The sequence below is a fragment of the Mycobacterium sp. 1245801.1 genome (assembly GCF_001673055.1).
Taxonomy (GTDB): Bacteria; Actinomycetota; Actinomycetes; order Mycobacteriales; family Mycobacteriaceae; genus Mycobacterium; species Mycobacterium europaeum_A.
The window spans coordinates 1-7,581 of sequence record NZ_LZKY01000227.1; the positions used below are offsets into that span (position 1 = coordinate 1).

Below are 7,581 nucleotides of genomic sequence, written 5' to 3' on the forward strand. Positions count from 1 at the left end.
ATCGCGTGCCTCGTTGAGGCGGCGGGCGGCTTCGGCGCGGCTGATCAGCGTCGCCTCGGCGATGGCGTGGACCACCGTGGCGCCGAGTTCGACCGAGGGTGCTTGGCGGGCCAGGGAATTGATCACGGGGTGCTCGACGGCCGGGATGCGCCGGCGCTGCTTTTCGCAGCGCGCCAACACCGCCAACTGTTGGCGCGGCTTCAGCGCGTCGACGTTCAGCGCGCACACGCGATCCCAGGCGGCATCGAGCGCGTCGAACGCCGCCTCGACATCCTGCTGATCACTCACACCGCCAAACTAGCGAGGACCACCGACAAAAATCGGCGACAGTAAAGCCCTGAAACCACAGTGACGCAAGGGATTTCGGTATGCGTTTTCGATATCTGTATTTCGTGGGACCGGACGGCCGGCGCCACGGGCGAAACCGGTCACCACCGTCAGAACTAGTCCGCTTCGCGCTTCGCCTGGACCTGTTTTTCGATCTCGCGCCAATTGCCCGGCTTGGGACGCGGCTTGCCGAAGCCACCCTTCGCGGCGCTCTGCAGGATGGCGTCGGCCTCGTCGATCTCCTTGATCATCTCCAGCGCGAACTCACGCTCGGCGGCGTAATACTTGGCCGCCCAGCGCAGCGCCAGCACCGAGTACGCCCACGCGGGTTCGGCCTCGGCTCCCTCGGCGTCCTCGACGGCCTTGCGGTGCCTGGCTTCGGCGTACGCCACATGCTCCTGCAGTAATTCCTTGAGCCGGCTCGGGTTACTGAGGTGCCCGAACGTAACCCGCAGCAGCACACTGTGTTTGAGCACCGGCGGGTCCACCGGCGCGTGAGTGGTCCACTCGGTCACGGCATCCATCCCGGCCGGGGTGATCTTGTACAGCCGGCGAGTGCGGGTGCCCTCGTCGCGTTCGACGCGTGAGGTCACCAGTCCCAGCGACTCCAGCTTCTTCAGCTCGGTGTAGATCTGGCTGTACGACGGGCTCCAGTAATACAGGTCGACACTCCAGTCGATCCACTTCTTGAGGTCATAGCCCGAAACCTCCTCTTCGTAGGACATCATGCCCAGCAGCGCCCAGCTGGTGGCGGCCAACGCCGCGTTGGTCAGCTTTTGGCTGGCAGGGTCCGTTTCGGAGTCCATGTCGCCAGGTTAACAACACCAACCCCTAGATTGGAGGACATGGACCGCTGGCTGGGACGCCCGTGAAGTTCGCCTTCCCCCTTCCGCACCTGCTGCGCCTCAAGGCGATCACGCAGCCCTGGGAGGCGGCCGTCACCGGAGGCGACCAGCGCCGCATGATGCAATGCGCCGACCGATGGGGCTACGACATGATCGCGGTGCCCGAGCATCTGGTCATCCCCACCGAGCATGTCGAGTTGTCCGGGCCGCACTATCTGCACTCGACGACCGCGCAGGCCTTCATCGCCGGTGCCACCGAGCGGGTGGCCATCAATTCCTGCGTCACCATCTTGCCGCTGCAGCACCCCATCGTGCTGGCCAAGGCCTTGGCCACCGCGGACTGGATGAGCGGGGGCCGGATGATGGTGACGTTCGGCGTGGGCTGGCTGGCCCGCGAGTTCGAGCTGCTCTCAGTGCCCTTCGGGGAGCGGGGCCGCATCGCCGACGAATACCTGGCCGCCATCGTCGAGCTGTGGACCAGCGACGCACCCCGATTCGAAGGCCGGTACGTGTCCTTCTCCGACATCGCCTTCGAGCCCAAACCCGTTCAGAAACCGCATCTTCCGATCTGGATCGGCGGCGACGCCGACGCCGCGCTGCGCCGGGCGGCCACGTTCGGGTCCGGTTGGTGGCCGTTCCTCACACCACCGGAGCAGATCGCCGAGAAGCTCGACTACATCAGGTCCCAACCCTCCTACGACGGCCGGGAATTCGAGGTGATGCACGGGCTGGGCACCAACCGGGTCGGCGAGGGACACGTCGCCCGCCGAGCGAGCGACCGGCCGGGCATGAGCGCCGGACACATCGTCGACCGGTTGAACTGGCTCGCCGAGCAGGGCGTGACCGTGACCGCGGTTCCCGTCCCTCCCGTGAGCGACGTGGACGAATACCTCGACTACGCGCAGTGGGTCATCGAAGACATCAAGCCCCAGGTGTCCTAACGGATCTGCAATCCGCGCCGGCGCACCCAGTACACCGCGGCGATGCTGCCGGCGATCCACACGCTCATGGCGATGCCAAGGTGGACGAAGCTTTTGGTGTCGCGCCCGAACACCGGCCAGATCAACGCGGGCGCCTGCTGCCACAACACGCGATGTTCCACGCCGTTCATCGGGTCGGCCACGTAGTACAGCACGTAGGGCAGCGTCAGGGCCAGCACCCAACTTCGGGTGCGGCGCAGATCGCCGCGCTGGCGCCAGCGCCGGATCAGCGGCTCGACACTGACCGGGTGCAGCACCGAGATGAAGTTGCCGACGCCTAACCAGGAGACGATGGGCACCGCGACGGTGGGGATCGTAATGCCCAGTCGCGCCGGCGTTTCCAGCCACAGCGTCAACACCACCGCCGCGGACAGGGTGGGCACGCCGACGATCGCGAGCAGGGCGAGGTTTTTGATCAACAGGATGCGCCAGAACGGCACGCCGGCGGACAACCCCCGCAGGATCCGGTAGTGGTCGGCGCCCAGGAAATTGGTGGTGGTGACGTCGGCGAGCACCCACGACGAGAAGTAGGTGCCCACCAGGATCACCCAATCGGGGTGCCGGCCCACCGGCGTCAGCGGCTGCACCAGCAACCAGCCGGCCGCGAAGACGACGTTGGCCACCACACCCATCAGCCAGGTGCGCGGCCGGGTGAACGACCACCGGATCTCGGCGATGACCGCCGGAATCAACGCCTTCTCGAAGTCCTTGGCGGCGCGCCGGGCCGCCGCGGGGCGCGGGGCCGACGCCCGCACCATGGCACTGAGAGAGGTGCGCAGCGCGGCGCTCACCCGCGGATGCGCCGGTGTCGCTGTGCCGCACGAGACGATCACCTGACGTGGCCCCCTTGCTCTCGGATCGGTCAACGGCTCGTCCGCAATGTACGCAGGGCAGGATAACGGCATGAACCGAAAGCGTGTCATCGTCGCCGGGCTCGGCGACGCCGGCGTCCTCGCGGCGATCCGGCTGTCGCGGCACGCCGACGTCGTCGGCATTTCGGCCAAGCCCGCGCTGGTGAGCGGCCAGGAGCTCGGCGTCCGGCTCTCGCGTCCACACGACTGGGCCCGCGATTACTGGATTCCGTTCGACCGGTTCCGCCGTCTCGACGGCGTCCGCACCGTGCAGGCCACGCTGACCGGCGTCGACCTGGACGCCCAAACCGTCTCCGGCCGAAGCGAAGACGGCGCGGCCGTCACCGAACCGTACGACGCGCTGATCATCTCGACCGGAGTCAGCAACGGCTTTTGGCGCCAGCCGACCCTGCAGTCGGCGGCCGAGATCGGCGCGGGACTGCGCGCCGCGCACGACAGGCTGGCCGCCGCCGGCTCGGTGGCCGTGGTGGGCGGCGGCGCGGCGGCCGTCAGCAGCGCCCTCAACATGGCGACCACGTGGCCGGACAAGCGCATCGAACTGTACTTCCCCGGCGAGTCCGCGCTGGCGGGACACCATCCGCGAATCTGGCATCGGCTGCGCCGCCGCCTCACCGAGCTGGGCGTCGGCCTGCACCCGGGCCACCGCGCGGTGGTGACCGACGGGTTCGCGGGCGAGGAACTGACCAGCGAGCCTGTCCACTTCAGCACCGGGCAGCCCCCGGCCCGGGCCGACGCCGTGCTGTGGGCGATCGGACGGGTGCGGCCCAACACCGGTTGGCTGCCGACCGAGCTGCTCGACGAGCGCGGGTTCGTGCGCGTCACCCCCGAACTGCGGGTGCCCGGCCACCGGGGCGTGTTCGCGGTCGGCGACGTCGCGGCGACGGATCCGCTGCGCAGCTCCGCCCGAAACCGGGGCGATGCCCTGGTGGCACGCAACGTCCTCGCCTACTTCGCCGGCCGGCCGTTGCGGCCCTACCGGGCGCCGGCGCGGCGCTGGGGCTCGCTGGTAGGTATCCAGCCCAACGGGCTGGAGGTCTTCCTGCCCACCGGCCAGTCCTTCCGCTTCCCGTCCTGGTCGGTCGAGCGCGTGGTGATGCCCTGGATCGTGCGTTGGGGCATGTATCGGGGGGTGCGCCAGAACAACCCGCTGGGGTGAGGCGTCAGGTGCAGTTGAACAGCAGCATGAGCCCGTAATCCATGTGGATCTGTTGATGGCAGTGCAGTAGCGAAAGGCCGGGTTGGTCGGCGAGGAAATCGATCTCCATGCTCTGGTAGCCGCCGAGCATGGCGACGTCCTTGCGGACACCGGCCGTCGCTGTCCCGGCGAACCGGGTGATTTCGAACGTGTGCCGGTGCAGGTGCATGGGGTGCAGGTCGTCGCTGGCGTTGCGGAATCGCAGCCGGTGACGCTTGCCGCGCTCGATGTCCAGCACGGGCTTGTTGGTGTCCATCGCGAAGGGCACACCGTTAATCGTCCAGACGTTGAAACCGTTGTCGGCGGCGTTGCGTTTCTCGATCAACATGTCGATGGTGCGATCGGGCGGTGGCAGGTCCGCCCGCTGCGATGCGCCGAACACCCGGTAATCCCACGTGAAGGGCGGGGGCGCCGCCCAGTGCGGATCCCCACCGCGCCCGGCATATTCGACGACCACGCCCATTCCGTGGCCGCGGTCGTCGTCGGACAGATCGCCCAGCACCCAGACGCCCGGATTGGTCATGCCGACCATCGCCGAGATCCGTTCGCCCGCGCCCAGCCACAACACCGGCACGGCGGCCCGCGTCGGTACCGGGTTGCCGTCCAGCGCGACGATGGTGAAAGTGTGGCCGGGCAGGGCCAAACTGCGGGTCTCGGTGGCGCTTCCGTTGAGAACGTGAAGCATGACCCGCTGACCGGTTCGCACCCGGATGGGCTCGCCGTGGCCCAGCATGCGCCCGTTGATCGCGAAGGCCCCGTACCCGACCTCGTTGCCGGGTGACTCGCCGCGCTCCAGCGCGGCGGCCATCGCCGACTCGCCCCTGTCCTTCAGGTCTTGATCCTGCGCACCGGCCAGAAAATCGCTGGGCATGTCGCCACCGCGGCTGAAGGCGGGGTCAAACTCCTTGAGCGTCAGAAAGATTTCCTGATCGTATGCACCGGTGTCGTGCGGGGGCTCGATGTAGACCGGGCCCACCAGGCCGCTGTACTGGCCACGCGACAGATCGGCGCGCGGCACGACGTGGGTGTGATAGAAGCGCAAGCCCGCCGGGCCGGGAACGAAGGAAATCCTGCGCATGCCGTGCGCGGGTATGTCGGGGGTGCCCTCCTCGGCGGCGCCGTCGACGTCGACGCCGACGTGCTGGCCGTGCCAGTGCAGCTGCTCCGGCGAGTCGGTGTCGTTGAAGACGTCGACCCAGGTTCGCCGGCCCTCCTTGAACCGCAGCAGCGGACCGGGAAATTGACCGTTGTAGGTCAGGGTCGACACCGTCCGGTCCGGGGCCAACTCGACCTTCCCCGAGCCGATCCGCAGCGTGTAATCGGCTTTGCCGCCGGGTGGACCGCCGGGCGAAGGGTGCGAACACGCGGCACCGGCGCTTCCCGCGGCGGCCGTCAGCGCGACGCCGGCCCATTTGCCGAACTGACGCCGGTTGAGCACCATCGTCAGCGCCCGACCGCACCGACGCCGATGCCGGGCACGAAGAAGTCGATGCGGCGGCTCAATTCGCCTGCCACACGGCGAAATTGCGGATAGCCGGCGCCGCCGGCAGACGGATCGGGCAGGCTCCAGTGTGTCGTGGTGGCCAGATCGTGGTCGCGCGCGTATTCGCGCACCTTGTCGCACAGCGTGATCACGTAGTCGAAGCGGCGTCGGGACACCGTGGCCAGGGATTGGGGCCGGGTGCCGCTGAGGTCGATGCCGTATTCGTCGCGCATGACCCGGATGGCGTTGACGTGGAGCGCGGGTTTCGGATAACTACCCGCGCTTGCCGTTCGAATGCGCCCCTGGCCGCGTTTCTCGAGGAGTGCAGCGGCCATGGGCGAGCGCGCGCTGTTTCCGGTGCACAAAAACAACACGGTGCGCGGTGCCGCCCTGGGGGCGGCCCCGGGCGCCAACGCCGGATGCAAAGCGGCGGCCGCCTCACGAAATGCCTTGGCGCAGTTCGTCGAATTCAACCAGTAATAGGTGTCGCGCCCATCAAAACTGCTGCGTCGCGCATCGACGAGTCCGGCCGAACGCAACAACCGCAAGTGATACGAGACCAGGTTCTGCGGCTCGCCGACCGCGGCAGCCAATTCCCGCACCCGGTGGTCTCCGGAGGCCAGCTCGGTCAGCAGCGCCCACCGCAGGGGGTGCCCCGCCATCCGCATCAGCGGCGGAACGTCCGCTCGATCGACCGCCGCCATACTTCGGCACGATACATCAAATCAATTTGATAGGTTAGGCGCTACGCGAGGCGACGCAGGCGTGCCCATTTCTCCGACTTCGAGGAGACCCAGTGTCCGGAAGCATCCCGACGAGCACCCCGGCCGGCAACGACGAATTGCGCCGCAGCCTCGGCGTTTTCGACGCGGTGGTGATCGGGCTGGGATCGATGATCGGTGCGGGGATCTTCGCGGCCCTGGGCCCCGCGGCGCGCGCCGCCGGCTCGGGACTGCTGCTGGGCCTGGCGCTGGCGGCGGTAGTGGCCTACTGCAACGCCACGTCGTCGGCGCGGCTGGCGGCGCGCTACCCCGCGTCCGGCGGCACCTATCTCTACGGCCGAAAACGCCTGGGGGACTTCTGGGGATACCTGGCCGGTTGGGGATTCGTCGTCGGCAAGACCGCGTCGTGTGCGGCGATGGCCCTGACCATCGGCCTCTACGCCTGGCCGGCGCGGGCCCACGCGGTAGCCGTCGCGACGGTGGTGGCGCTGACGGCGGTCAATTACGCCGGGGTGCGCAAGTCGGCCTGGCTGACCCGCATCATCGTCGCGGTGGTGCTGGCGGTGCTGGTCGCCGTGATCGTCGCCGCGTTGACTTCCGGCGCGGCACGGCCCGAGCAGCTGCGGCTGAGCGGCGCCACCCTCGGCGGTGTGGTGCAGGCCGCCGGCCTGTTGTTCTTCGCCTTTGCCGGCTATGCGCGCATCGCCACCCTCGGCGAGGAGGTGCGCGACGCGGCGCGCACCATCCCGCGCGCGATACCGCTGGCGCTGACCATCACGCTGGCCGTCTATGCGCTGGTCGCGGTGGCCGCGCTGGGGGTGCTCGGCCCGGACCGGCTGGCGAATTCCGCCGCCCCGCTGGTCGAGACGGCCCGCGCGGCGGGAACGGGCTGGCTGGTTCCCGCCGTCCAGGCGGGAGCGGTGATCGCGGCGCTGGGCTCGCTGCTCGCGCTGATCCTCGGCGTCTCGCGCACCACGTTCGCGATGGCGCGCGACCACCACCTGCCGCACACCCTGGCCGCGGTGCATCCGCGGTTCGGCGTCCCCCACCGCGCGGAATTGTTGATCGGCGTCATCGTGGCGGTCCTGGCCGCCACCGCCGACCTGCGCGACGCCATCGGATTTTCCTCGTTCGCCGTGCTGATCTACTACGCCGTC

General features: G+C 68.7%; 8 protein-coding genes. 3 read left to right on the top strand and 5 right to left on the bottom strand.

Features of this window, described 5'->3' with window-relative positions:
- Both A5622_RS14895 and A5622_RS14900 read right to left on the bottom strand, forming a co-directional pair.
- The coding region (locus A5622_RS14895) for a DUF222 domain-containing protein (protein ID WP_156752963.1) at positions 1-288 on the bottom strand (288 nt) is incomplete at its 3' end.
- A gap of 155 nt (positions 289-443) precedes the next feature.
- Positions 444-1,133: a PadR family transcriptional regulator gene (locus A5622_RS14900; protein WP_066872560.1), complete on the bottom strand. Its 690-nt coding sequence runs from the start codon at positions 1,131-1,133 to the stop codon at positions 444-446.
- A 62-nt stretch (positions 1,134-1,195) separates the two neighbouring features.
- On the opposite strand from A5622_RS14900, the gene A5622_RS14905 reads away from it, so the two are divergent.
- Positions 1,196-2,113, top strand: coding sequence for a TIGR03619 family F420-dependent LLM class oxidoreductase (locus tag A5622_RS14905; protein ID WP_066879483.1), 918 nt, complete (start codon positions 1,196-1,198; stop codon positions 2,111-2,113).
- On the opposite strand, the gene A5622_RS14910 is transcribed toward A5622_RS14905, so the two are convergent.
- The gene (locus A5622_RS14910) at positions 2,110-2,910 is read right to left on the bottom strand and encodes a hypothetical protein (RefSeq protein ID WP_231997777.1); all 801 of its coding nucleotides are present in this window, start codon (positions 2,908-2,910) and stop codon (positions 2,110-2,112) included. The two genes, A5622_RS14905 and A5622_RS14910, sit on opposite strands and share 4 nt — an antisense overlap.
- 145 nt (positions 2,911-3,055) lie before the next feature.
- Between A5622_RS14910 and A5622_RS14915 the strand changes: the two genes are divergently transcribed.
- Positions 3,056-4,180, top strand: a complete 1,125-nt coding sequence (locus A5622_RS14915) for an FAD-dependent oxidoreductase (protein WP_066879489.1) — start codon at positions 3,056-3,058, stop codon at positions 4,178-4,180.
- A 4-nt stretch (positions 4,181-4,184) separates the two neighbouring features.
- Here the strand turns inward: A5622_RS14915 and A5622_RS14920 are convergent, their stop codons facing one another.
- Both A5622_RS14920 and A5622_RS14925 read right to left on the bottom strand, forming a co-directional pair.
- Positions 4,185-5,660 carry a multicopper oxidase family protein gene (locus tag A5622_RS14920; protein ID WP_232002979.1) on the bottom strand — a complete coding sequence of 492 codons (1,476 nt, stop codon included), beginning with the start codon at positions 5,658-5,660 and terminating at the stop codon, positions 4,185-4,187.
- A gap of 2 nt (positions 5,661-5,662) precedes the next feature.
- Entirely contained in the window at positions 5,663-6,406 is a 744-nt protein-coding gene (locus A5622_RS14925; protein ID WP_066879486.1) for an ArsR family transcriptional regulator, read from the bottom strand.
- Positions 6,407-6,510: 104 nt separating this feature from the next.
- Here A5622_RS14925 and A5622_RS14930 point away from each other — a divergent pair.
- Positions 6,511-7,581, top strand: a 1,071-nt coding sequence (locus A5622_RS14930; RefSeq protein ID WP_066879496.1) for an APC family permease, incomplete at its 3' end; no start/stop codon positions are given.